Origin of the sequence: Micromonospora sp. D93 (assembly GCF_018070365.1) — a bacterium.
In the GTDB taxonomy this organism is placed as follows: domain Bacteria; phylum Actinomycetota; class Actinomycetes; order Mycobacteriales; family Micromonosporaceae; genus Micromonospora; species Micromonospora ureilytica.
In genome coordinates this window covers 103,474-126,857 of record NZ_JAGPXW010000017.1, presented here as the reverse complement: position 1 = coordinate 126,857, position 23,384 = coordinate 103,474, and the positions used below count along the sequence as shown (strand labels likewise).

The window sequence follows — 23,384 nt, the reverse complement described above, 5'->3', positions numbered from 1 at the left end:
CCAGGCGTCCGCCGGGGGCGGCTCGGCACCGCCTCCGACGCGGGTCCGGCAATGTCCATTACGCGTTCATGACAATTCGTGGCTCGCGTGCGGATATCCGGCTGGCAGCTTCTGGTGAGTGATCCAACTGCTGTCTCGCACCAAGTCCCGGACCGCCGACGTGGAGTCCGACGCGACGCGCGTCCGATTCCGTCACCGGGCCGGGACCACCCCCGTCGTGGGACGACCACAGCGGGCCGAGTGGGCTGACGCCGCGAAGGGCGTCTGCATCATCCTCGTCGTCCTGTGGCATGTCGTCGTGAAGGACTACCTCCAGATCGACTGGCACATCGGCGTACCGGTGCCGGGCTTCTGGGGAACGCTGGGTGAGCAGTTCCTCCCGCTACGGATGCCGCTGTTCTTCACCATCTCGGGTGTCTTCGCGGCGAACGCGGCGCAGCGACCGTGGCGGGTGGTCGCACGCAGCCGGATCGCCGGGTTCCTCTACCTGTACGCCGTCTGGCTGCTGATCCACACCGCGGTCCTCGCCGCCGCGCCGCAGCTGCCGACCGACCGTGCCACCTCGGCCCTCGGCCTGCTGGAGCAGCTCACCATCACGCCGTCCAACCTCTGGTACCTGTACGCCCTGGCGCTGTACTTCACGATCGCCAAGGCGACCCGTCGGGTGCCCCGGGCGCTGATCCTGGTCCCCGCCGCCGCGCTGTCCGCCGTCGCCGCCGCCGGCCTGCTCGACACCCCGGGCAACCGCGCCGGTCTCTACCAGAACCTGGTCTTCTTCCTCGCCGGCCTGTACCTGCGGCCGCAGATCCAGCGGTGGACGGCCACCGCCGGCCGCCGTCGGCTGGTGCTGACCTCGGGCGCCTATGTCCTGGCGCTCGCCGCGATGGCGGTGACCGGCGCCCAGCAGTGGTTCGGGGCTTGGCCGTTGGTCTCCGTGCTGGCAGTGATCTTCGGCATAACCGCCGCTGCCCGACTGTCGCGGTGGTCGGTGCTCAGCGAACCGCTGGCTAGGCTCGGCCGCATCACCCTGCCGATCTACGTCATCCACATGCCGGTCCTGGCCCTGCTGCACCGGCTGTTGCTCGTACCGGTTTCCGGGCTGGGTGGGTCCGTTCAGAACCTGATCGTGCTCGGTTATCCGATTCTGCTGACCGCGTTGGTGATCGGCCTGAGCCTGGCCGTCCACCGCGGGCTGCTGGCGGTTCGCGCGGGCTGGCTGTTCGCGCTCCCCGGCCCGCGCCGGGTGGAGGCGGCCGGATGAGCGCCCTCGCCGAAGCCCTGGTCGACCTGGACGCGATCGCCAGCAACGTGCGGACGATCGCGGCGGTCACCGGCACCGGACTGATGGCGGTGGTGAAGGCCGACGGGTTCGGCCACGGCGCGGTGCAGGTGGCCCGGGCCACGCTGCGCGCCGGCGCCACCTGGCTGGGGGTGACCTCGACGACCGAGGCGCTGGCCCTGCGCGACGCGGGTGTGACCGCGCCCACGTTGAGCTGGCTGCACGGCCCGGACGACGACTTCGGTATGTTGATCAAAGGTGGCGTCGACGTCGGCGTGTCCACGACGACGCACCTGCACGCCGTCGCCGACGCGGCCCGTCTGCTCGGCGTACCGGCGATGGTGCAGCTCAAGGCGGACACCGGGTTGTCCCGCAACGGGGCCGCCGGGGACGACTGGCCCGAGTTGGTCGGTTGGGCCCGCAAGTACGAACGGGAGGGCGGGATCCGGGTGCGCGGGGTGTGGTCCCATCTCGCCGACGCCGACCTGCCGGGCGCACCCGCGCTCACCCGGCAGGTGGCGACCTTCGAGGAGGCGCTGCGGACCGCTCGGTCGGCTGGTCTGGACCCCGAACTGGTCCACCTGGCCAACTCCGCAGCCGCGCTCTCCGCACCACGGACCCGCTTCGACCTCTGCCGGATCGGGATCGCCCTCTACGGCGTGGACCCGTTCGGCGCGAGCGGTCCGGGCGACTTCGGGCTGCGTGCCGCGATGACCCTGCGAACGAGCGTGGTGAACATCAAGCGGGTGCCGGCCGGCACGGGCGTCTCGTACGGGCCCGAGCACGTGACCGGCACACCGACCACGCTGGCGCTGCTGCCGCTCGGCTACGCAGACGGGTTGCCCCGGGCCGCGAGTGGTAACGCCTCGGTGTGGCTCGCCGGTCGGCGGTGCCCGATCGTCGGGCGCATCGCCATGGACCAGTGCGTGGTCGACGCCGGGGATCTTCCCGTGACGATCGGCGACCCGGTCGTGGTGTTCGGCCCGGCCGAGGGTGACAAGCACCCTCCGACGGTCGTCGAGTGGGCCCGTTGGGCCGACACCAACCCACACGAGATCTTGACCGGCATCGGGGCCCGGGTGGCCCGCGAGCACCTCCACGGAAGGGCACGGAACTCATGAGAACCCGACTGGCAGTGCTGTACGGCGGGCAGAGCGGCGAGCACGAGGTGTCCTGCCGCTCGGCGGCAAGCATCCTCGCCCACCTCGACCGTGAGCGGTACCAGGTCACCGAGGTGCTCATCGACCGCGACGGCGGGTGGCACGTCGGCGGCCGACCGACGCCCCTGCCTGCGGCGTTGCGCGTGCTGCGCGCCCAGGATGTGGTGTTCCCGGCCCTGCACGGCCCGTACGGCGAGGACGGCACCGTGTCGTCGCTGCTGGAATGGCTCGGCGTGCCGTACGTCGGCAACGGCGTCTTCGCCAGCGCCGCCGGCATGGACAAGGGAGTCACCAAGCGGCTCCTCGCCGCGGAGGGACTGCGGGTCAGCCCGGGGGTGACCCTGCGTACCGGCGAGGACCTGTCGCCCGAGGACCAGCGTCGGCTGGAGCTGCCGGTCTTCGTGAAGCCGGCCCGTGCCGGGTCGAGCCTCGGCGTGGTCCGGGTGGACGACTGGGCGGGGGTTCCCGCCGCGCTGGAGCAGGCCCGCCAGGTCGACCCCAAGGTGCTCGTCGAGCAGGGGGCGCGGGGGCGCGAGATCGACGTGGCCGTCCTCCAGCACCCGGACGGTCGGGTGCAGGCCGGCCCGCCGCTGGAGATCCGGGTGACCGGCGCCGGCTTCTTCGACTACGACGCGAAGTACGACGGCGGGGCGATCTTCCAGATTCCCGCCCCGCTCGACGCGGCGACCACCGAGGTGCTTCAGGACCGTGCGATCCGCGCCTTCCAGGCCCTCGACTGCCGCGGGCTGCTGCGGGTCGACTTCTTCCTGCCCACCGAGGGGTCGACCGAGCCCATCGTGAACGAGGTCAACACGTTCCCCGGTTTCACCGCCGCGTCGCAGTTCCCGCAGATCTGGCAGCAGGCCGGCATCGGGTTCGCCGCCCTGATCGACATCCTGATCTCCGGCGCGCTGGCCGACCAGGACCACGGCCGGCACAGCGCGTTGCCCCGGCCGGCCCCAGCGGCCAACCTGGTGTGAGACGGTGGTCGCTGCCCGGTCAGCTGATCGGGCAGCGCTGAGGCGGCCGGGCGCCGTCCGGCCCGACGATGGTGACCGGGGCGGAACTGCTCGTGAAGCCGGTCTGCGCCGCGGCGTCGCCGACCGTGCAGACGATCTGGTTGACCGCGTTCACCGACAACGCCCGCGCCGCGGTGGTCGTCCGCACGGTGAGGCCACCGGACTGGTCGGCCGCGGCCGTCACAGTGACCGGGTCGAGCCCGGCCGGCACCTCACTCGTGAGGCCCTGGCGGCGTTCGTTCTCCTCCGGGCCGGCCGCGAGCAGGGCCAGGCTGTCGGCGGGTGCGGGCTCCGCGGGTGCGGGCTCCGCCGTCGCCGAACGCAGCACCAGCACGAGTTCGCCCCGCGCCAACAGGTAGAGCCCGACACCCTGCGCCGGGCCGCTGACCGCGGGACGACCGGTGATGACGGCGCTGGGCCGTACCCCACAACCCGCTGCCAGCAGGGTGCCGAGCAGGAGTCCGCCGGCGAGCAGCGCGCGGCCGGTCCGCCGGGCGGTCACCGGGCACCTCCGGCGTCGGTGGTCTCCCGGGGCAGTCGGAGCGTGAAGACCGCGCCGCCGCCCGGGCCGTTGCCGGCGACGAGGGCCCCCCGTCGCTCGCCGTGGCGGTGCAGCCGCGCGTTCTCCCAGGCGATGGCGAGGCCGAGGCCGCTGCCCTCGGAGCGGGTACGTGCGGTGTCGGCCTTGTAGAGGCGGTCGAAGACGTGCGGCAACACCTCCGGGTCCAGTCCCGGCCCCTGGTCGGCCACCTCGATGGTGACCCAGTCCCTGTCGGCGCTCAGGCGCACGGACACCGGCTCGGCACCGTGTCGGAAGGCGTTGCCGACCAGGTTGGCGACGATGACGTCCAGCCGGCGGGGATCGAGCCGGGCCACCACTCCGGATGGCAGGTCCGCGCGTACCCGGTCGGACCAGCCGCGGATCCGCAGGGTCGCGGTCACCGCCGCGGCCACGTCCACGTCGTCCAGGGCGAGTCGTGCCGTGCCGGAGTCGAACCTGCTGACCTCGATGAGGTCGTTGACCAGTTGGGTGAGGTTCTGTGTCTCCTGGCTGACCAGCCGGGCGGCCCGGCCCGCGTCCCCGGGCAGGTGCTCGGCCTCCTCGTCGAGCACGTCGGTGACCGCCGTCATCGCGGCCAGCGGAGTACGGAGTTCGTGCGAGACGTCGGCCACGAACCGGCGGGCGTCGGACTCCATCCGCCGCAGCTCACCGACCTGCCGCTCCAGCGTGCCCGCGGTGTCGTTGAAGGTCCGCGCCACATCGGCCAGCTCGTCGACGCCCCGGACCGTCAGCCGGGTGGTCAGGTCGCCCTCACCGAGGCGGCGCGCCGCCCGGCCCAGGTCGCGGACGGGTCGCAGAACTCCACGGGCGGACAGCAGGGCCAGCAGGACGGCGAGGAGCAGGGACAATCCACCGGTCTGCCACGCCCAGGTGGCGAGCCGGTCGATGCTCTGCTGCTCGGGCACGAGGCTGCGCACCGAGTAGACCTCCAGCCCGGACGGTCGGGACGTGCCGTCGGGTCGGTCGAGCTTCAGTTGGGTGCCGATGAGCAGCGAGGGCTGTCCGTCCAGCGCGACACGCTGCCAGGCGATGTGACCGTCGCGGACCTTCTGCCGCAGCTCGGGGGTGAGCGGGTCGGCGGGTTCGGAGCCGCCCTGTGCCCGCAGGTCCCGGTAGACGACCACCGCGTAGCTCTCCCGGTCGCTGAGGCGCTGAGCCATCAGTTCGAGGTCGTCCTGGGTCGGCGGGAGCTGGGCGATCGGATAGCCCTTGGTGAGCTGGTCGGTCAGCGACATCACCGCGGCGTCCTGCGCCTGCTGGAGGATGACGGTCCGGGCCTGTACGTAGCTGCCGCTGGCCACGACGGCCGAGGTGGTGACGCCCAGCAGCGCGAACGCCAGGAGCAGCCGGACCCGCAGGCCCGAGACCTGGGCGGCGACCGAGCGCCAGAACGTCACAGCGGCCCGAACCGGTATCCGAAGCCACGCACCGTCTGAATGAAGACCGGTGCCGACGAATCGGCCTCGATCTTGGCCCGGACCCGCTGGACGCACGCGTCCACGAGTCGCGAGTCGCCGAGATACCCGTGCTCCCAGACGGCCTCCAGCAGCTGCTGGCGGCTGAGCACCTGACCCGGCGTGTGGGAGAGTTCGAGCAGCAGCCGCAGCTCCGTGGGGGCGAGGCTGACCGGCGTCCCGTCCTTGCTGACCACAAGCGCGGCCCGGTCGATGGTCAACGCGCCGTGCTGTTCCAGGCCGGCCCGGTCGCCGCCGCGCCGCGAGTCGGCACCGGTTCGTCGCAGCACCGCGCGGATACGCGCCTCGAGCACCCGGGCCTGCACGGGCTTGACCACGTAGTCGTCGGCACCGGCCTCCAGGCCCGCCACCACATCCATGTCGTCGTTGCGGGCGGTGAGCATGATGATCGGCAGGTCGCCGAGCTGCCGAATGCGGCGGCAGACCTCGAAACCGTCCATCCCGGGCAGCATGAGATCGAGGACCACGACATCGGACGGGGTGGTGCGCAGCCGCTCCAGCCCCTGCTCACCGGTGCCCACGGCATGCACGGTGTGGCCCTGTCGGGTGAGCGCCAACTGCAGTCCGTCGCGCACCGTCTGGTGGTCTTCGATCAACAGCACCTGGGACATGTCGTCAAGTATCCCATCATGAGATCTTTCGAGCCTCGGTCGATGGCGACGGCTCAGGGCTCCGCGCGGAGAGCGGCACCGCGAAATCCGTCGAACGCACCAGGAACACCACTGCGCCCACCAGGAACATCGTGGCCGCGGCCGTGGCCACGATGGCGACCAGCAGCCCGCGCTGCACCGACGCGGCCAGACCGGGCACGACCACCACCAGCGCCCAGACCAGCACGACCAGCCCGACTCCCGCCTCGGCCAGCCTGCGCCAGAGGCTGCCACCGTCCGCACCGCCGGCCGCGGCGCGATCGCCGGGCCAGGCCGCCAACGCGGCCGCGGCCAGGCAGAACACTGTCACCCCCAGCAGTACGCCACCGAGCACGTCGCTGAACCGGTGCCAGCCCGCGATCATGGTGGCGGAGGCGATCACCGCGACACCCGCCGCGCCCGGCACCGCCAGCCACCGCCGGGCCCAGCCGGGCATGACCAGCATGAACGCCAGCAGCAGGGCCGTCGCCGCCGCGACATGACCGCTGGGGAAGCTGTTGTGGGGGGTGGAACTCTCGATCCCCAGATCCGGGCGGGGCAGCTGCGACTTCACCGCGCCGGCCACCAGCACCGCGCAGACGACCATGCCCACGCCGACGACCCCCGCCACCAGTCGTCGGCGGAGCACACCCACCAGCAGCACCACGCCGAGCAGGGCCGCGATGAGTGTCGGGCTGCCGAAGGTGGCCAGCACGGTCTTGGCCGGGCCCACCAGCACGGTCTGCTGCTCGTACCCTCCACCCCGCTCGGCGCGCGGCAGGAGCACCCCGTCCAGCCACTGCCCGGGGTAGGTCCGCACGAAGACGGCGGCGGTGAGGGTGAGGGCGAACAGACCGCACAGCGCCGCCGCGAGCAGTCGGAGCCCCAGCGGCACCGCCGCACGGGCGTGCGGCAGCGGTCGCGCCGGACCGGGCGTCGACCGCCCGACGGAGTACAACGATCCGATGGACATGGCGACCATGCTCGCCCCGGCAGGTCCGTACACCGTGCGCGAATTGTCTTGGTTCTGTCACAACCACCCCCATCGCCTTCGGAAAAGCGCATCGTCGGCGGTGGGAGCTGGGTGGACCTGGACGGCAAGCGAGATTCACATGCTTACATGCAACGATGTTTAACCCAGCCGAGATCAGCCACCACTAGGGTCAGGACGCCGATCGATGTTTCGGTCGGCGGCGCGAAAAATCCATCCGGAGTGAGTTGGGGAACCGGAAGGTGTTGGCACATGCAGGGAATTCCAGTCGCCAGCCTGGTCATCGGCATCGCATCCTCGCCGGCCGAGCGGCGGCATCTGGCCCGGCTGCTCGGCGGCAGTGACGCCTTCCTGATCGTCTCGACCGTCGACCAGGCACGAGAGTTCCTCGGAGTGGTCGAGGCGCCTCCCGTCCCCGCTCCCCCGACCAGGGCGGCGCTCGCCGAGGTGGCGCCGACCCCACAGCCACCGCCGCCGGATCTGGCCGTCGACTCCGACCGCCGGGTGCTGCGGTGGCGCGACCAGGAGATCGACCTGACCCGGCTGGAGCACGATGTTCTGCTCTGCCTGGTGCACGCGCCCGGCCAGGTCTGGACCTACGAGCGCCTGCACCTTGAGGTCTGGGGCAACCGGCACCTGGGCCGGGGCTCCGACATGCACTCGGTGGTCCGCCGGGTGCGCGGCAAGCTCGCCCGGCTCAACGCCGCGGCGACGATCCACTCGGTGCGCGGCGTCGGCTTCCGGCTCGCCCCCGTCTGATCACCCCGGACTTGTTCGTCTAACGCTCGGGCGTCAGCACTTGATGGGCGCCAACCCGAAGTTCTCCACAGTCGGAGTGGCGGTGTCGATCCTGGTCTGACGGGTCTGCGGCTTCCAGCCGTCCTTGGCCACGATCATCGTGAGCGGGTTGTTGCGGCGGTCCACCCAGTAGGCGTACCTGCCCTCGGCATCGGTGGCGAAGGTGTACGACGCCGCCCACGAGTCGACCTGCACGACCGCGCCGGTGAGCGGCGAGGTCGCACCCTGGCAGCTGGTGCCGGTGACCGTACCCATGAGCTTGCCCCAGGTCTTCGGGGGGTTCGCGGTCATGGTCACCGCGACCGGCGCCACCGAGTACGGGGTGTTCTCGGAGATCGCGACCGCGCCGGAGTAGGTGCCCGGCTGGTCCACGTTCGCCGTCAGACCGACGTTGACCGTGACCTTCGCACCCGGCGCGAGGGTGACCGCCGACTTGTCGACGGTCATCCAGCTGACGTCGGCAGCCGACTCGGAGCATCCCTCGAAGCCCGGGAGCACCTCGCTGTCCGGAGCCGCGTTGAAGCTGCCGGACGAGCCGCCGATCTTGTAGAAGCCGCACGCCGCGCCGCCGCGGTACCGGGCGGTGTTGGAGTTGGGCAGGTTGGACCACGAACCGGCGGCCGGATCGAAGGCGAAGCCCGCGTTGCTGATGGCCCCACCCTGCGAGCCACCGACGACGAGGAGCTTGCCGCTGGCGACGGCGTACGAGCTGGCCCAGTTGTCGGCCGGCGCGTCGGCGACGGCGGTCCACGTGTTGGCACCCGGGTCGAAGGCATAGCTGGACTTCAGCGCGGCGGAACCGTCGTTGCCGCCGGTGCAGTAGAGGACGCCGTCGATCCCGCCGCAGGAGGCGAAGGCCACCGACTTCGGGTAGTTGGCCACCGTCTCCCACTTGTCACCGCCGGGGTCGTACCGGACGACGCTGTTCGACATCGGCAGGCAGGCCGCCGTCGTGCAGCCGCCGACCGCGTACAGCTTGCCGTCGACGACGGCCTGACCGGCCGCGGCCCGCGGCGCCGGGTTGTCAGCCAGTTCCGTCCAGGTGTTGGCCCCCGGGTCGTACGACCAGGTGGCAGAGTCCGGGCCGGCATCGGACCAACCGCCGGTGACAATGATCTTGCCGTTCACCACGCCCGCGGTCAGGGCGTTGCGCGCGCCGGGAAGGTCGGCGATCGCCGTCCAGGTCTGCGCGCCCGGGTCGTAGGCGTAGTTCTTGGTGGTGGAGGCCTCACCGTCGCCGCCACCGAGCGAATACACCTTGCCGTCCAGGTTCACCACCCGGTTGTCCATGATCGTGGCCGGGTAGTTGGCGATGTCGGTCCACGGCGCCGCCTGCGGGCCGGTCGCCGCGGCGGCGACCTTGGCCTCCTTGCCGGATGCCTTGGCGGCGAACGACGTCGGTACGGTGAGCCGCTGCTCCGGCGCGCCGCTGGACCCGAGCACCTGCTGCCGGGTGACAGTGGACCCGTCCGCCCGCAGGAGTTCGAATCCGTTGTCCCGCTCACCGAACTTGACCTCGACCGGCGCGCCACCGGTGTTGGTCACCGTGAACGACTTGCTGGTCTTGCCGTTGGGCATCTGGAGCGTCGCGCTCAGCTGCGTCGGCGTCACCGACAGTCGACCGGCCGCGAGCTGGAAGTTCGCGGTGGTCGCCCAGTCGGCCTCGACGTCGACAGACTTGGTCTGGCTGACGTAGTTGCCGGCGGTCGCCGTGAACGGGTGCTCGCCGGTCAGCGACGAGTAGATCCAGTAGAAGCCGTCGGCCAGCCCCGGGTCGTCCGGGGTCGCCACGGTGACGGCCTTCTCGGCGGGCCGGTCCTTGCTGGTGACGGTGGCGCCGTTGACGTAGCTGTCGTCGTTCTTGTCACGAACGTTGCCGACGACCAGACCGCCGTCGACCGGCACGCAGGTGACCTGGCTGCCGATCAGGACGTTGTCGACCTCCCACCACCACTCGTACGAGGCGTCGTAGTAGTGGAACCGAACCTGCACCTGCGCCTGACCAGCCGCCTGCGGGATCGGGATCTCGCTCAGCTTCGGTCCCCGGACGTCCGTCTCCTGCCGGAGCACGTTGGTCCAGGTGGCACCGCCGTCGATGCTCAGGTCGACGTCGGCGGTGTCGTCGTTGAGCTGGTTGAAGTCCTGGTTGAACCGGATGACCGGGGCCGCGACGCTGGTCAGGTTGACCACCGGGCTGACCAGGGAGGTGTCCTGGCTGGTGCCCGCTCCGTACGCGTCACTGTCGATCATCGCGAAGTTGCCGGTGCCGCCGGTCAGGTTGCCCCGGTCGCCGTCGTCGGTGAACTTCCAGACCTGACCGCTGCCCGCGTTGTCCACCACGGTCCAGCCGGCCGGGGTGGTCGTGGCGTCGAAGGTCTCGTACTCACCGTCGGAGCCGGTCGTGTAACCGGGCGCGGTGGTGCAGACGCTGGTGTCCACCGGCACGGCGACGTTGGCGGTGGTGTTGCCCGAGCCGACCACGACCTGCTTGGTGACGGTCTGGTAGCCCGGGTACTGCGGCTCGTACTTCAGGGTGTACGTCTGCCCGGCCGGCAGCTTGATGCTGTAGCGGCCGTTCGACGGGGTGGTGTAGTCGTAGACGCCGGACACGTCCGTGACTGTCACCTTCGCGTACAACGGCCAGCCGTGACCGGAGCCGTCGGTGACCGCTCCGGTGACGTTGACACTCGGCACCGCCGTGAGGACGACGTTGAGCGTCGTGGTCGCGCCCTTGGCGACAGTTGCCGTCCTGGTGGTGCTGCCGTACCCGAACGCCGCGACGGCGACCTGGTAGTCGCCGGTGGGGAGCTGGGTGGAGAACTTGCCGTCGGCGCCGGTGGTCAGCTCACGCTCGGACGGGCCGGTGAGCGTCACTGTCGCGCCGGCGATCGGGGCGCCGGAGGTCGCGTCGGTGACCGTGCCGGCCAGCGTGCCGATGTCGCCGGTCGGGGCGGCGTTGAGCAACGCGAGGGCGTCGAGTCGGCCTTCGCCGTAGACGTTGTTGTCAGCCGCGGTGCCACCACACTGGTCGTCGGCCTTGTCGATGGCGGCGCCGTTGAGCAGCGCGCGGGTGGCGTTGACGTCACCGACCAGCGTCGGTGCCGCCGAGTACAGCAACGCGATCGCGCCCGCGAGGTGCGGTGCGGCCATCGAGGTGCCGCTGGCAGTGCCGTACCCGCTGCCCGGAAGGCTGGACCGGACGTTCACGCCCGGCGCGGAGATGTTGGGCTTGATCTCGCCGTTCTGGCCGGCGCCGCGGGAGGAGAAGCCGGCGATGTTGTTGTTGACGTCGTACGCGCCGGTCGAGTAGTTGCTGACGAGGCTGCCCGGCGAGCCACTGGTCTGGCAGGCCGGCCCGTTGTTGCCGTTGGACCAGGTGCCGAAGATCCCGGACGCGGTCCAGGCGTTCGTCACGTCCTCCATGAACGGCTCGTTGGACGGGTCCTCGGTGCCCCAGGAGTTGTTGATGATGTTGGGTCGCTTGCTCGCGTCCGCGTTCTGACCGTTGAGGTCCAGCGGTTCGAGCATCCACTGACCGGATTCGACAAGAGCGGCGTCACTGGGGCAGCAACCGTTCGCCGCGATCCACTTGACCCCGGGGGCGACACCGATCTGGTTCGCGCCGTCGGAGCCGGCCATGGTGCCCATCGTGTGCGTACCGTGGCCGTCGCCGTCGCAGGGGGCTGTCGCGCAGGCCCCGGTGGCCTCGGCGGCGTTGAACCAGTTGTAGTTGTGGTCGAACGTCCCGTCACCGTTGTTGCCCCGGTAGGAGTTCACCAGCGCCGGGTGGTTGAACTGCACCCCGGTGTCGATGTTCGCGATGGTGACGCCCTCGCCCTTGACGCCGTACTGGGACCAGACGTCGTCGGCGTTGATGTTGGCGATGCCCCACTCCAGGGCGTTCACGGTCTTCTCGTCGGAGCCCTTGATCGTCTCCGGCACCTTGTACGCGACCGGGGCGTAGAGGCCCTCGACCTCCGAGTGCCCGGCGAACTTCTGGGCCATCGCCAGTGAGCCGCTGTTCACCTTTATGGCGTTGGTGGCCCAGAAGGTCTGGTACTTCGTGCCCGAGCTGTCGAGGTCGGCTCGGATCTTGCCCTGGCTCGCGGCGGCGGTCTTGCGCAGCGCGTCCGCCACCGCCGTTCCACGCTTCGACCAGTCCTTGATGGCGCTGGCCTTGCTCAGGTCCGCCCGGTCCTTGAACCGGATCCAGAAGTCCCCTTCACTCTTGGCCTGGAGCTGCTTGGCGAGCTCCGGTCGGATCTTGTCCCCGGTCGGGGCGCCCGCCCCCATCGAACCGCCGGGCGCGGCCTGCGCGCCCGAGCCGATGGTGGCCAAGCATGTCGCGGCGAGGATCGTCGCCGCGCCGACGCTCACCAGTGATCTGGCTGCGCGCCGCCATTGTGGACGTCTGAACATCGGTGCTGCCTCCCTCAAACGACCCAGGGTGTAATGGGCCATGGTGGACCTCCCCCATGCACCGCGCGGGTCACGCCGGTTGCCCGAGTGGACACTATGATCGAGAAGAACGGACGATCAAGAACTTGCCGTGAGCAACTTGTCGCTAAGAGTTGCCCTGGCTGGCGGCGCGCTTGCCAATCATTGTCAGTACCGTGACGAGAGCTGGGCAGGGATGCCCATCGATCCCAGGTGGTGCGGTGGCCGAGGACGAGGCAACGGTTAACAGGGGTGATCCGGTCGACGAGCCGTTCCCACTGCTGATCGCGGTGACCCCGTCGCCGGCCGAGCGCATCCGGCTCGCGGAACTCCTCGACGGCATCGCGCCGCTGCTGCTGGTGGCCGACCTCGACGAACTGCGCCGGCTGATCGCCGCTCCGCAACAGGTCGCCGCCCCGTCCGAACCGGCGCCGGTCGCCGCCCTGGTGATCGACTCGGCCCGCTCCAGCGCCCGCTGCGGAGAACGCGAGATCGACCTCACCCGCCTGGAACACGACCTGCTGACCTGCCTGATCACCGAGCCGGCCCGGGTCTGGAGCTACGCCGAGTTGCACCGGTCGGTCTGGGGTGACGAGGGGCGCGAACGCAAGGCGGACGTGCAGTCGCTGGTGAAGCGGCTGCGCCGCAAGCTGCACGATCTGGGCACCCGGGCCACCATCGATGTCGTCCGCGGTGTGGGGCTACGCCTGACCGATCACCAGCACGCGCGGGTCGAACGGGCCTGACAGCGACGTCGCATGAACTGATCCCGCCCGGGGTACGGCAGGAAGATCAGCATCAACAAGGCGACGAAGAGCGCTGGTAAGGAGAGGCAAGATGGCATTCCCCAATCCCTCGACCGTGTCCATCGGGCTGAAGAAGGCCGCGCACGTCGGGATCGCGGTGAGTGACCTCGACCGCTCGGTCGCGTTCTATCAGGCCCTGCTCGGCGCGGAACCGGTCGTCCGGGACGAGAGCATGCACGGCGCCGGGTTCGCCCAGTCGCAGGGCTTGCCGACGACGAAGCTGCGGTACGCCACGTTCAACCTCGACAACCTCGGGATCGACCTGATCCAGTTCCAGGAGCCGGTCGGCGACGCCGCCCAGGTGGCCGCCAACCGGCCTGGCTCGATGCACCTGTGCTTCCACGTGGAGGACGTACGCGCGGTCTACGACCGGATGAGCGAGGCCGGGTTCGAGTTCCTCGGGCAGCCGTACACGTTCGCGTCCGGCGAGGTGAACCCGGAGGCGGCGGTCGGCACCGCTGTCGCGTACTTCAACGACCCGGACGGCACGAACCTGGAGATCATCGCGCCCAAGGGTGGCTTCGCCCGCAGCGAGTGAGCCCACACGTGCGGCGTGGGGCGCGGCCGGTGTCGGCCCGCCCCACGCCGCTGCTCGCGTTTTTTGGTAACAGCATGGTGTGAACCGGCAGCCACATAACGTGAGGTAGAGCCGGTAATCGGCTGACGCCAGACGTGCGCCGGGCCGCCACTGCGGCGGCGCCGCTCGGCCAACTGCCGGGTCGGACAGCTCGGCAACGTCGCGGCCTAACTCAGCCGCAGGAGGTGTGGACGATGCCCATGCTGTCGGTCTTTGATCCCCGGCACACTGTCGCTCCCCCGGGATACAGCCGCTGGCTCATCCCGACCGCGGCACTGGCCGTGCACGTCTGCATCGGCCAGGTCTACGCGACGAGTGTCTACAAGAACTCCCTCATCGCGCACTTCGACGTCAGCCAGACGGCGATCGGGGCGATCTTCAGCATCGCCATCGTCATGCTGGGTTCGTCGGCGGCGGTGGGTGGCCGTTGGGTGGAGCGGAACGGGCCGCGCCGGGCGATGTTCGTCTCGGCGTGTTTCTGGGCCGTCGGGTTCCTGGTCGGCGCGCTCGGCATCGCGACCCAACAACTCTGGCTCCTCTACCTCGGATACGGCGTCATCGGCGGCATCGGGCTCGGCATCGGCTACATCTCGCCCGTCTCCACACTGATCAAGTGGTTCCCGGACCGCCCCGGCCTCGCCACCGGGCTGGCCATCATGGGGTTCGGCGGCGGCGCCCTGGTCGCCGGCCCGCTCGCGCGCCAACTGCTCTCCCTCTACGACTCCGGCTACAACCCCGACAACCCGGCCGCCGTCGCGTCGGGACATGCCCTCGTGGCGCTCTTCGTCACGTTCGGCATCGGCTATTTCGTGATCATGATGTTCGGCCCGTTCAACGTTCGGGTTCCGGCGCCGGACTGGCGGCCCGCCGGGTTCGACCCCGCGAGCGTCGCCGCCCGACCTCTGGTGACGACGGCTAGCGTGTCCGCGTCGAACGCCGTGCGTACCCGGTCGTTCTGGTTGCTGTGGATCGTGCTGTTCTGCAACGTCACCGCGGGCATCGGCATCCTGGAGCAGGCAAGCCCGATGATCCAGGACTTCTTCCGGGACAACGGGACCGCCACCACGGTCTCGGTGACGGCGGCGGCCGGTTTCGTGGGGGTGCTGTCGCTGTTCAACATGGCCGGGCGGTTCGTCTGGTCGACAACGTCCGACCTGATCGGCCGAAAGCCCATCTACATGGTCTACCTCGGCGTCGGCATGGTGCTGTACCTGCTGCTCGCCGTGGCCGGTCACTCCGCGACAGCGGTCTTCGTGCTGATCGCCGCCGCGATCATCTCCTTCTACGGCGGTGGCTTCGCCACCATGCCCGCCTACCTGCGTGACCTGTTCGGCACCTTTCAGGTCGGGGCCATCCACGGCCGGATCCTCACCGCCTGGTCGGCCGCGGGTGTCGCCGGCCCGCTGATCGTCAACGGGATCCTCGACACGCAGGGCAAGCCCGGCACGCTCACCGCGGCGGCGTACCGGCCGGCGCTGTTCACCATGGTCGGCATCCTCGCCATCGGGTTCATCGCGAACCTGCTGGTCCGTTCCGTGCCCGAGCGGTTCCACGAACCGAACCGAGGACCGGCCTCGCCCGTGGCGAAGGCCACCGTCACCGAGCCGGTCGCTCTCGGGCGGGACAGTCAGCCGCCAGCGCCACCGCGCGTCGGTAGCCAGACCGGGCGGCTCTGGTTGTCGTGGCTGCTGATCGCGGTGCTCCTCGGCTACGGCATCGTCCAGACCGCCATCACCGCCGCGAAGCTGTTCACCGGCTGACGTGCGGCGGCCAGACCTCTTGGATCGGAACGGAAGGCGCCCCTTGAAGGGGCGCCTTCCGCTTCGCCGATCCGCTCAGAGCCGGGTCGTCGAACGCCTCTCGGCGAGCCGCTCCCGTTGCGGCACGACCGTGTACTTCGGATCGCGTGCCGACACCCTTCCCGCCTCGAAGACGCCGAACCGGGTGGCGACCGACGATGCCACGAGGGCGGCGCCGGCGATCGCCGACAGGACCCGGCTGCGTCGGCTGATCAGCGCGGTGGCGGTGCCGACGGCGAGCAGGGCGCGTCCCGCCTTGACCAGCCGGCCGCTGCGTCCGTGCGTGTAGGGCTCGCCGGTGAGGCCCTGCCGCTCCAGCCGGTGCCCCCCGCCCAACTCGATGGCCGCGGCGGCCAGTGCGAGTCGTCGCAGGGGGGCGGTCTCCGCGGCCGGCGCCGCGATCAGGCCCACCCCGGACGCGGCGGCGAGCGCGCTGCCGGCGAAGACGAACGGCAGCGACGGATAGGCGTCGTGCCAGGACGGCACGGCCGTGTCGGCGAGCAGCACCCCGGTGTACGTCGCCAGCGCCGGCGCGGTGGCTGCGGCAGCCAGGCCGGCGACGTTGCCGATGGGCGGTGCGATCCGACGGGCGAGGCCGAGCACACCATGTTGCGGAAGTAGCGGCGCGAGCTCGGCGACCGCAGCCACACCGGCCAGCGGACCGAACGCGGCGAGAATCCAGGTGCCGACCGACATCGGCGAGGTCACCTTGGCCACCCGGAGCATGTGATGGAACCGGTCCGGCCGGCCGAGGTCGTGGACCAGCAGGTACGTGCTGGCGGCGACGCCGCCGAGGGCGGTCCAACGGCCCACAGTGCGCAGCCCGGGTCGGCCGGTCAGTTGAGCACCCGCGCCGATCAGCGCACTTCCGGCGGCGAGGCCCCCGGTGAACAGGTAGCCGGCGATGTCGTACTTCCACACCGGCGGCTTCAGGACCGGCCGGCCGTAGTACGAGGCGAAGTCGGCCGGTGGCACCGTGAGCTGCTCGCCGCCGCGGGTCATCGCCGCCTGCCCAGGAACGCGACAGCCGTGGCGACCGCCATCGTCATCGCCGCCAGGCCGGCGCGTTTCCACATGGCCGGCAGGTCGCGGGTGGTCACGATCGGGTCCGGTGGCAGCCCGTACACCTCCGGCTCGTCGAGCAGCAGGAAGAACGCACCGTCACCACCGACGCCGTCGTTGGGGTCGTGCCCGTACAACCGAGCCTCCGGCACGCCCCGCTCGTGCAGCTTCGCCACCCGCGCGGCGGCCCGCTCCCGCAACTCGTCCAGTTCCCCGTACTGGATCGACTCCGTCGGACACGCCTGCGCACACGCCGGCGTCATCCCGACCCCGAGCCGGTCGTAGCACAGCGTGCACTTCCACGCCCGACCGTCGTCCTTGCGTTGATCGATGACGCCGTACGGGCAGGCGGAGATGCAGTATCCGCAGCCGTTGCAGATGTCCTCCTGCACCACCACGGTGCCGAACTCCGTCCGGAACAGGGAACCTGTCGGACAGACATCCAGGCAGGCCGCGTGGGTGCAGTGCTTGCACACATCCGACATCATCAACCAGCGAAAATCCGTCCGCTCCTCGGCGCCCGAACCCCTCCCCGGCGGCTGCGCACCCGGCATCCCCAGGAACTCCGGCCCGCCCGACATACGGGCCGCCGCGTCAGGCGAGCCGGTGGGCAGGCCGGGGTCCGTTCCGGTGTCGGTGCTGGTACGCGCGCCGACCGCCGCCGTCACCGGGCTGATCGCCGGCCCGTCCGGTTCCCCCGCGAACGCCGGAGTCGCCCAGCCGGCCGAGCGGGGTTGCTCCACGAACGCGACGTGCCGCCACGAGTTCGCGGTCAGCGCGCCCGTGTTGTCGTACGACATGCCCAGCAGGTCGAGCCCACTCTCGGGGACGCCGTTCCACTCCTTGCAGGCCACCTCGCACGCTTTGCAGCCGATGCAGACGCTGGTGTCGGTGAAGAACCCCATCCGCGGTGGCGGGTTCTCGTAGCCGGCGTCCGGCGCGGGGTCCAGCGGCCCGTACAGGGCATTGGCGTGGGGCATCGGTCAGGCCTCCTGGTCGCTGCTGCTGTCGGCGACGTCGGTCGTGACCATCGGCGGGTAGCGGTGGACGAGGTTCCCCGACCGCCGCCGGTAGTCGACGACGAGGTCCAGCAGGTCCTGTCCTCTGGGGCGTCGTCCGGGTCGGACGTCGCACGTGCCGACCTTGCTCTCCTGAATCAGGACGTTGGGGTCGAGGGTGATGCCGAACAGGTCGTTGGCCGAGTCGCCGGTCACCAGGCCCTCGTAGCCGAAGTGGTACGGCAGCCAGACCTGGTGGATGATCCGGCCATCCACTCGCAGCGGCGTCACGCGGTCGGTCACCAGCACCTTCGCCTCGACCGCCGCCCGGCTGGTGACCAGATGGGCCCAGCCCAGGTGAGTCAACCCTCGCAGGGCCGCCAACTCCGGCGACACCTCGACGAACATCTCGGGTTGCAGCTCGGCCAGCGGTGACACGGTCCGGCTCATCCCGCCGGCGGTGTGGTGCTCGGTGAGCCGGCTGACCGTGAACACGTACGGGAACACCTGGCTGTGCTCCTGCGGAGGGCTCGGGTTGAGCGTGTTGATCGGGTGCGTGTAGACCTTGCGGGTCGGGTTGGCCTGCTGTCGGTAGAGCGGGTTGCGCACCGGCGACTCGACCGGCTCGTAGTGGGTGGGCATCGGTCCGTCGAGCACGCCCGTGGGCGCGTACAGCCAGCCCTTGCCGTCGCCCTGAAGGATGAACGGATCGTCGCCGGCGATGCCCGCCACACCCGACGCGTCGCGCTCGGGTCGGTAGGACGGCGGTTTGGTCTTTTCGAAGTCCGGCACGTCGTAGCCGGTCCACTCGCTCTTGTCCGCGTCCCACCAGACGTAACGTTTGCGCTCACTCCACGGGTTGCCGTCCGGGTCGGCGGAGGCACGGTTGTAGAGGATGCGCCGGTTCGCCGGCCACGCCCAACCCCACTCGGGCGCCACCAGGGACTGCTCCGAGCCGGGTTTGCGGCGGGCCGCCTGGTTGACGCCGTCGGCGTACACCCCGGTGTAGATCCAGCAACCGCCGACGGTGGAGCCGTCGTCCTTCATCTCGGTGAACGACGCCAGCGGCCGGCCGGTGGCCACGTCGTACCCGTTGATCTCGCGCAGCACCGCCTCGGCGCTCGGCTCCGCGTACGGACCGTGCGTGGGGTAGTCCCAGGCGAGGTCGAGCAGCGCACGGTCGCGCGGCTTCGTCGACGTCGCCAGCCGTTCCCGGATGATGCGACCGAGGTGGTAGAAGAACCAGAGTTCGGAGCGGGCGTCGCCTGGCGGCTCGACGGCCTTCTCCCGCCACTGCAACAGCCGCTGCGTCTGGGTGAAGGTGCCCTCCTTCTCCACGTGCGAGGCGGCGGGCAGGAAGAACACCTCGGTGCGGCACCGCTCGGGCGCGATCTCGCCGGTCTCGATCTCCGGCGCGTTCTTCCAGAACGTGGCGCTCTCGATCTCGAACAGGTCGCGGACCACGAGCCAGTCGAGGTTGGCCATGCCGAGACGCTGCGCCCGGCCGTGCGCGGAGCCGACCGCCGGGTTCTGCCCGAGCAGGAAATAGCCCTTGATCTTGCCGTCGATCATGTCGAGCACCTGCTGGTAGGTGCCGTGGTCGCCGGTCATCCGCGGCATGTACCCGTAGCAGTAGTCGTTGTCGGCGGTGGCCGCGTCGCCCCAGTACGCCTTGAGCAGGTTGACACCGTAGGTGCGCGCGTTGCCCCAGAAGCCCTTCTGCCCGGGGTGGGCGATGCTGTCCACCCACTCGTCCAGTGTCGGGTGATTGGCGTGGTGCGGCATCGGCAGGTAGCCCGGAAGCAGGTTGAACAGCGTCGGAATGTCGGTGGACCCCTGGATGCTGGCGTGCCCGCGCAGGGCCATCACCCCACCACCCGGGCGGCCCACGTTGCCGAGCAGGAGCTGGATGATCGCGCCGGTGCGGATGTACTGCACGCCGACGCTGTGCTGCGTCCAACCCACCGAGTAGACGAGCATGCCGGTCCGGTCCCGGCCGGAGTTCTCCGTCCACGCCCGGGCCAGCTCGAAGAACCTCTCCTGTGGGATGCCGCAGACCCGTTCCACCATCTCCGGGGTGTAGCGGGAGAAGTGTCGCTTGAGGATCTGGTAGACGCAGCGCGGGTGCTGCAACGTCTCGTCCCGTTCCGTCTCGCCGCCGACGGGCGCGCCGTGCGACTCGTTCTCCAGCCCGGCCGCCGTCTCCCGCTGCGTCTCGCTGTCGCGGGTCGTCTGGTTCTGCGAGTGGCCCTCGTACCGCCAACTGGCCTGGTCGTAGGTGGCGTTGTCGTCGTTGAAGCCGGAGAAGAGGCCGTGCATGTCCTCGGTGTCGGCGTACTCCTCGGTCACGATGGTCGCGGCGTTGGTGTACGCGACGACGTACTCCCGGAAGTCCAGCTCGTTGTCGAGGATGTAACGCACCACCCCGCCGAGCAGCGCGATGTCGGTGCCAGCCCGAATCGGCAGGTACGTGTCAGCCAGCGCGCTGGTGCGGGTGAACCGCGGGTCGACGTGGAAGACCTTCGCTCCCTTGCGTTTGGCCTCCATCACCCACTGGAAACCCACCGGGTGTGCCTCGGCCATGTTCGAACCCTGGATGACGATGACGTCGGAGTTCGACAGGTCCTGCTGGTACTGGGTGGCGCCGCCACGACCGAAGCTGGTCCCCAGACCGGGGACGGTGGAGGAGTGTCAAATACGGGCCTGGTTCTCGATCTGGAGCGCCCCCATCGCGGTGAACAACTTCTTGATGAGGTAGTTCTCCTCGTTGTCCAGCGTCGCCCCACCAAGGCTGGAGATACCCAGCGTCCGGTTCAGCGGTCGACCCTCGGCGTCGGCGTCCTCCCAGGTCTCGTCCCGGGCGGCCAGGACCCGATCGGCGATCATGTTCATCGCCGTGTCGAGGTCGAGGTCCTCCCACTGCGTCGAGTACGGCCGGCGGTAGCGGATCTTGGTCTGCCGCAGCGGGCTGGTCACCAGGCTCTTGCTCGCCGAGCCCTTCGGGCAGAGCCGACCCCGCGAGATCGGGCTGTCCGGATCGCCCTCGATCTGACTGACCTGCCCGTCCTTCACGAACACCCGCTGACCACAACCCACAGCGCAGTACGGGCACACGGACCGGGCCACCGAATCAGCCGTGTCGGTGCGAGCGGTGAGCGCGCGGGACCCGTCGGACTTCGCCGCGGCACCCCGGCCCAACGGGTCAGTGCCGGTGAGCTGGCGGTAGACCGGCCAACCCTCGAACCAGCTGCGCACCCCCATCGCCGCACCTTCCCGACCAACCCCGCCACATATGAACACTCTGACGTTAGATGAGGTGCCGGCCCGGTCGCAGCGGGATCACAAACAGTCATGCCTCCCCCAGCCCTTGGTGCGGGCCGGGAGAGGCATGGAGTACGGCGACTGTCAGTGCGGTAGTGGCTGGCCGATGTGCTGGTCGCCGAAGGTCCGGTAGCGGTGCAGCTCCCAGAACAACCAGCCGATGCTGATGATCGCCAACACGACGAAGACCAGCGAACCGGAGAACGTGTCCCAGAGGGTGTGCAGAACGACGACACCCACGAACGTGCCGATGAAGCCGAAGAGCCGAGCGACGCTCGGGCTCGCCAGCAACGCCCACAGCGCGCCGGCGGTCAGCCCCGTCCACGCGGTGTGGCCGGCGGGCGCCGTCAAACCCCGGATGAAGAGCGTCTGCTCCACCGCGCCGATGTTGCCCTGCGAACTCAGCAACGCGCTGAAGGCGTAGCCCATCGTCTCCAGCGCGGCGAACCCCATGCCGGCGGCGATGCCGATGATCAGCCCGTCGGAGGGCACCCGGCGACGGCGCTGGGCCACCACCGTGAACAGCAGCACCACCGGGACGATCAGCTTCGCCGACTCCTCGATCAGTGCCACGAACACCATCGGCAGGGTGCCGAGCCCGCGCAGGGTGTCGTACTCCAGGGTGCCGGCGACCACCGTGCCGATCACACCGCCGAAGAACGCGGACGTCACCAACACCGACGCCGGCACCTGCCACCGCCCGGTCCGGGCCTGCGCGAACGTCAGGAACGTCAGCGGCACCAACGTCGCCCCGAGCAGGATCAACGCCGGCACGAAGTTCGGATTCTTGGTGCTGACCAGGGTCCGCAGCACCGCCAGATAAAGGATCAGCCCGACGACGAGCACCCCGACCCACGCCCACCGGCGCCAACGATCACCCATACCGCGCAGTCTGGCGGATCCCTGTTACGAACACCAGACACGGCGCTGAGATCCTGACGGCTGTCCAACGGCGGCGAAGTCCGCCGTTCAGGGGCGGCGATGCGCGCGAGTGATGGCTACGATCTTCGCCCATGCGCCGCAGAGCACCATTACTGTCACTCGTCGTCCTGCTGGCCCTTCCCGCCTGCACCTCGCAACCCGAGGAGCCCGGGGACGTGGCGTTGGCCGTCTTCCTCGACAACGACGTGACGTCGGCGCAGAAGGGCAGCGTGGAGCAGCAACTCCGGTCGATGCCCAGTGTCAAAGAGGTGTCCCTCGAAACCCGCGAGCAGGCGTACGAGCGACAGAAGGCGGACCTGAAGGACCAGCCGGACCTGCTGGCGGCCCTCAAGCCGGAGTACATGCCGGAGCTTCTGCACGCCACCGTCACCGACGCGTCGATCGCCGAGGCGGTCGAACTGGTGATGGCCGAGGCCGACGGCGTGGAGGACGTGGCGCTCAGGATCGGGGACGTCGACCCTCGGCCATCGCGGATCGGCGTCATCGTCCGGCTTGAGTCGTCGGCGACCGACGAACAACGAGCCGCCGTGGAGAAGGCCGTCCGAGCGCTCCCCACGGCGAAGTCGATCGAATTCGAGGACCGCGACGCCGCCTACGAGCGCCTGCGCGAGCGGTGCCAGGGCAAGGGTGACCTGTCCACGCAGCTCCAACCGCAGATGACGCACGAGTCGTGGCGGTTCGAGATGCCCCTGAACGGAGAAGGATCCGGAGTGGGCGAGCTGATGAGGCTCGACGGCGTCGACGGCGTACCCCTGGCCCCTCTCGCGATGCTGTAACACCTGCGGAGAGAGCGGCTCGTCTCCCGCGATGCCAGCAGCTGGCGCAGCTTTTGGGTGCCCACAGTCAGCGCTTCTGGAACATCACCGCCGCCACTTCCGCAATCAGCTTGATTGCCCAATCGAGCTGCGGACAGTTGTCGCGACCTCGGCACTCCAGGCACCCACCCACCCGCCACGGGCGGTCGAGCGCCCGCGTCCAATGCGTGTCCAGAACTCTCTTGGCGGTGAACAGCTCGGTTGCCTTGGAGATCGGCTCGTCGATCGCCATGGTTGACACTCCCCCCGCGATCATGATTAGCCCCACCTGGGGGCAGAGTCCGTGCGTCCTACTCCCCAGGTGGGTATTCCGCCGGGAACCCGGGAGTTTGCCGAAACCAGGGAACCCGACTACGCAACTCAACCTATTCCAACTTGTAGGAGCAGGTAAAGCTAGAGCTTGGAACTTGTTGGAACAGGTTCGCGCGTGATCGAATTGGGTTGCCGAAACCAGGGGACCTACGGAGATCGACTCATGCCGACCGAGAAAGTGGACTACCGGCGCATCGCAACCGAGATCGCCGAGAAGATCAAGTCCGGCGAGCTTGCGCCGGGAGAGAAGCTACCGTCCACGCGCGAGCTTGCCGAGCAGCACAGAGTGCACATTTCCACGATCAACCGGGTGATGACGATCCTCAAGGACCGTGAGCTGGTCGAGGGGCATCCGGGCAAAGGTGTCTACGTGGCCGAGCCCAAGCAATCGAGTTAGCGGTG

19 protein-coding genes are annotated in these 23,384 nt (G+C 69.8%); 9 read left to right on the top strand and 10 right to left on the bottom strand.

Annotated elements, in window-relative coordinates; translation table 11 throughout:
• Positions 1-217: 217 nt before the first annotated feature.
• From KBX71_RS20135 to KBX71_RS20125, 3 genes are read left to right on the top strand one after another with little or no spacing between them, the layout of a single operon-like run.
• Positions 218-1,261: an acyltransferase family protein gene (locus KBX71_RS20135; protein ID WP_307847192.1), complete on the top strand. Its 1,044-nt coding sequence runs from the start codon at positions 218-220 to the stop codon at positions 1,259-1,261.
• The gene (gene alr, locus KBX71_RS20130; protein ID WP_210819546.1) at positions 1,258-2,400 is read left to right on the top strand and encodes an alanine racemase; all 1,143 of its coding nucleotides are present in this window, start codon (positions 1,258-1,260) and stop codon (positions 2,398-2,400) included. The genes KBX71_RS20135 and alr overlap by 4 nt, the downstream gene beginning before the upstream one ends.
• A complete protein-coding gene (locus tag KBX71_RS20125; protein WP_210819545.1) occupies positions 2,397-3,419 on the top strand; it encodes a D-alanine--D-alanine ligase family protein in 1,023 nt (340 codons plus the stop codon). Before alr ends, KBX71_RS20125 begins: the two co-directional genes overlap by 4 nt.
• 19 nt (positions 3,420-3,438) lie before the next feature.
• On the opposite strand, the gene KBX71_RS20120 is transcribed toward KBX71_RS20125, so the two are convergent.
• The 4 genes from KBX71_RS20120 to KBX71_RS20105 are packed head-to-tail and all read right to left on the bottom strand — an operon-like array spanning position 3,439 to position 7,097.
• On the bottom strand, positions 3,439-3,960 hold the full coding sequence (locus tag KBX71_RS20120) for a hypothetical protein (protein ID WP_307847189.1): 522 nt from the start codon (positions 3,958-3,960) through the stop codon (positions 3,439-3,441).
• On the bottom strand, positions 3,957-5,417 hold the full coding sequence (locus KBX71_RS20115) for a HAMP domain-containing sensor histidine kinase (protein ID WP_210819544.1): 1,461 nt from the start codon (positions 5,415-5,417) through the stop codon (positions 3,957-3,959). The genes KBX71_RS20120 and KBX71_RS20115 overlap by 4 nt, the downstream gene beginning before the upstream one ends.
• Positions 5,414-6,106 (bottom strand): response regulator transcription factor, encoded by a 693-nt coding sequence (locus KBX71_RS20110; protein ID WP_210819543.1) that lies wholly within the window; start codon positions 6,104-6,106, stop codon positions 5,414-5,416. The genes KBX71_RS20115 and KBX71_RS20110 overlap by 4 nt, the downstream gene beginning before the upstream one ends.
• Positions 6,107-6,122: 16 nt before the next feature.
• Positions 6,123-7,097 carry a phosphatase PAP2 family protein gene (locus tag KBX71_RS20105; protein WP_210819542.1) on the bottom strand — a complete coding sequence of 325 codons (975 nt, stop codon included), beginning with the start codon at positions 7,095-7,097 and terminating at the stop codon, positions 6,123-6,125.
• 270 nt (positions 7,098-7,367) lie between these two features.
• On the opposite strand from KBX71_RS20105, the gene KBX71_RS20100 reads away from it, so the two are divergent.
• Entirely contained in the window at positions 7,368-7,874 is a 507-nt protein-coding gene (locus KBX71_RS20100; protein WP_210819541.1) for a winged helix-turn-helix domain-containing protein, read from the top strand.
• 33 nt (positions 7,875-7,907) lie between these two features.
• Here the strand turns inward: KBX71_RS20100 and KBX71_RS20095 are convergent, their stop codons facing one another.
• Positions 7,908-12,290 (bottom strand): S8 family serine peptidase, encoded by a 4,383-nt coding sequence (locus KBX71_RS20095; RefSeq protein ID WP_307847188.1) that lies wholly within the window; start codon positions 12,288-12,290, stop codon positions 7,908-7,910.
• A gap of 281 nt (positions 12,291-12,571) precedes the next feature.
• Between KBX71_RS20095 and KBX71_RS20090 the strand changes: the two genes are divergently transcribed.
• From KBX71_RS20090 to KBX71_RS20080, 3 genes are all read left to right on the top strand, one after another.
• A complete protein-coding gene (locus KBX71_RS20090; RefSeq protein WP_307847187.1) occupies positions 12,572-13,096 on the top strand; it encodes a winged helix-turn-helix domain-containing protein in 525 nt (174 codons plus the stop codon).
• 91 nt (positions 13,097-13,187) lie between these two features.
• Complete coding sequence (locus tag KBX71_RS20085; protein WP_210819539.1) at positions 13,188-13,694, top strand: VOC family protein; 507 nt, start codon at positions 13,188-13,190, stop codon at positions 13,692-13,694.
• Positions 13,695-13,933: 239 nt separating this feature from the next.
• A complete protein-coding gene (locus KBX71_RS20080; RefSeq protein WP_210819572.1) occupies positions 13,934-15,493 on the top strand; it encodes an OFA family MFS transporter in 1,560 nt (519 codons plus the stop codon).
• A gap of 75 nt (positions 15,494-15,568) precedes the next feature.
• Here KBX71_RS20080 and nrfD read toward each other — a convergent pair whose 3' ends face one another.
• The 4 genes from nrfD to KBX71_RS20055 all read right to left on the bottom strand — a co-directional run bounded on the left by nrfD (position 15,569) and on the right by KBX71_RS20055 (position 21,795).
• Entirely contained in the window at positions 15,569-16,534 is a 966-nt protein-coding gene (gene nrfD / locus KBX71_RS20075) for an NrfD/PsrC family molybdoenzyme membrane anchor subunit (protein WP_210819538.1), read from the bottom strand.
• Positions 16,531-17,574, bottom strand: coding sequence for a 4Fe-4S dicluster domain-containing protein (locus tag KBX71_RS20070; RefSeq protein WP_210819537.1), 1,044 nt, complete (start codon positions 17,572-17,574; stop codon positions 16,531-16,533). Before KBX71_RS20070 ends, nrfD begins: the two co-directional genes overlap by 4 nt.
• Before the next feature lie 3 nt (positions 17,575-17,577).
• Positions 17,578-20,853 (bottom strand): formate dehydrogenase, encoded by a 3,276-nt coding sequence (gene fdh, locus KBX71_RS20065; RefSeq protein WP_256442092.1) that lies wholly within the window; start codon positions 20,851-20,853, stop codon positions 17,578-17,580.
• A 144-nt stretch (positions 20,854-20,997) separates the two neighbouring features.
• Complete coding sequence (locus KBX71_RS20055) at positions 20,998-21,795, bottom strand: PrsW family intramembrane metalloprotease (protein WP_210819534.1); 798 nt, start codon at positions 21,793-21,795, stop codon at positions 20,998-21,000.
• Positions 21,796-21,926: 131 nt separating this feature from the next.
• Between KBX71_RS20055 and KBX71_RS20050 the strand changes: the two genes are divergently transcribed.
• Positions 21,927-22,631 carry a permease-like cell division protein FtsX gene (locus KBX71_RS20050; protein ID WP_210819533.1) on the top strand — a complete coding sequence of 235 codons (705 nt, stop codon included), beginning with the start codon at positions 21,927-21,929 and terminating at the stop codon, positions 22,629-22,631.
• A 67-nt stretch (positions 22,632-22,698) separates the two neighbouring features.
• Here KBX71_RS20050 and KBX71_RS20045 read toward each other — a convergent pair whose 3' ends face one another.
• Complete coding sequence (locus KBX71_RS20045) at positions 22,699-22,902, bottom strand: hypothetical protein (RefSeq protein ID WP_124817065.1); 204 nt, start codon at positions 22,900-22,902, stop codon at positions 22,699-22,701.
• A 243-nt stretch (positions 22,903-23,145) separates the two neighbouring features.
• On the opposite strand from KBX71_RS20045, the gene KBX71_RS20040 reads away from it, so the two are divergent.
• Positions 23,146-23,379, top strand: a complete 234-nt coding sequence (locus KBX71_RS20040; RefSeq protein WP_210819532.1) for a GntR family transcriptional regulator — start codon at positions 23,146-23,148, stop codon at positions 23,377-23,379.
• Positions 23,380-23,384 lie beyond the last annotated feature (5 nt).

Bases quoted from the DNA above. Each gene is read 5' to 3' on its own strand.
- KBX71_RS20045 (WP_124817065.1), bottom strand. From the start codon at position 22,902: ATGGCGATCGACGAGCCGATCTCCAAGGCAACCGAGCTGTTCACCGCC.
- KBX71_RS20085 (WP_210819539.1), top strand. From the start codon at position 13,188: ATGGCATTCCCCAATCCCTCGACCGTGTCCATCGGGCTGAAGAAGGCC.
- nrfD (WP_210819538.1), bottom strand. From the start codon at position 16,534: ATGACCCGCGGCGGCGAGCAGCTCACGGTGCCACCGGCCGACTTCGCC.
- KBX71_RS20040 (WP_210819532.1), top strand. From the start codon at position 23,146: ATGCCGACCGAGAAAGTGGACTACCGGCGCATCGCAACCGAGATCGCC.
- KBX71_RS20125 (WP_210819545.1), top strand. From the start codon at position 2,397: ATGAGAACCCGACTGGCAGTGCTGTACGGCGGGCAGAGCGGCGAGCAC.
- KBX71_RS20105 (WP_210819542.1), bottom strand. From the start codon at position 7,097: ATGTCCATCGGATCGTTGTACTCCGTCGGGCGGTCGACGCCCGGTCCG.
- KBX71_RS20055 (WP_210819534.1), bottom strand. From the start codon at position 21,795: ATGGGTGATCGTTGGCGCCGGTGGGCGTGGGTCGGGGTGCTCGTCGTC.
- KBX71_RS20100 (WP_210819541.1), top strand. From the start codon at position 7,368: ATGCAGGGAATTCCAGTCGCCAGCCTGGTCATCGGCATCGCATCCTCG.
- alr (WP_210819546.1), top strand. From the start codon at position 1,258: ATGAGCGCCCTCGCCGAAGCCCTGGTCGACCTGGACGCGATCGCCAGC.
- KBX71_RS20080 (WP_210819572.1), top strand. From the start codon at position 13,934: ATGCTGTCGGTCTTTGATCCCCGGCACACTGTCGCTCCCCCGGGATAC.
- KBX71_RS20050 (WP_210819533.1), top strand. From the start codon at position 21,927: ATGCGCCGCAGAGCACCATTACTGTCACTCGTCGTCCTGCTGGCCCTT.
- KBX71_RS20110 (WP_210819543.1), bottom strand. From the start codon at position 6,106: ATGTCCCAGGTGCTGTTGATCGAAGACCACCAGACGGTGCGCGACGGA.
- KBX71_RS20070 (WP_210819537.1), bottom strand. From the start codon at position 17,574: ATGCCCCACGCCAATGCCCTGTACGGGCCGCTGGACCCCGCGCCGGAC.